The sequence below is a fragment of the Rahnella perminowiae genome, from assembly GCF_019049695.1.
Classification (GTDB): Bacteria; Pseudomonadota; Gammaproteobacteria; order Enterobacterales; family Enterobacteriaceae; genus Rahnella; species Rahnella perminowiae.
The window spans coordinates 1-415 of record NZ_JAFMOT010000041.1; the positions used below are offsets into that span (position 1 = coordinate 1).

At 55.4% G+C, this 415-nt stretch carries 1 protein-coding gene; it reads right to left on the reverse strand.

Translation table 11 applies throughout. The features are described from left to right. Positions 1-415 (reverse strand): IS3 family transposase (locus J1781_RS00180; protein ID WP_217232995.1); only part of this gene is annotated, 415 nt, incomplete at both ends.

A 415-nucleotide genomic window follows, 5' to 3' on the forward strand; every position in this document is an offset into this window, starting at 1 on the left:
GCGGATAGCCGCGGTTTGCCACTATCCTGTCTAGCACTCTCACGACGCGTTGCGCCGGGATATTCAGGTCAATTTCTATCGCCAGCGCTTCACGGTTAAAATCATCCACCACATTGAAGGTCCGGAAGCGTCTACCACACACCAGCGCATCATGCATAAAATCTATCGACCAGCTCTGGTTAAGTGCTTCCGGCGTCGCCAGCGGAGCCGGATTGCGCACCGGCAGACGTTGCTTTCCCTTACGGCGAAAATTCAGTTTCAGCAGGCAGTAAATCCGGTGAACGCGTTTGTGGTTCCAGACGTGCCCCTGCCTGCGAAGTACCTGAAAAAGCTTCTTAAAACCGTAGCGGGGATAGCGCTCAGCGACCTCGGTCAGCCTCTGGATCACCGCTTCATCACGTCGCGTATCCGGTTG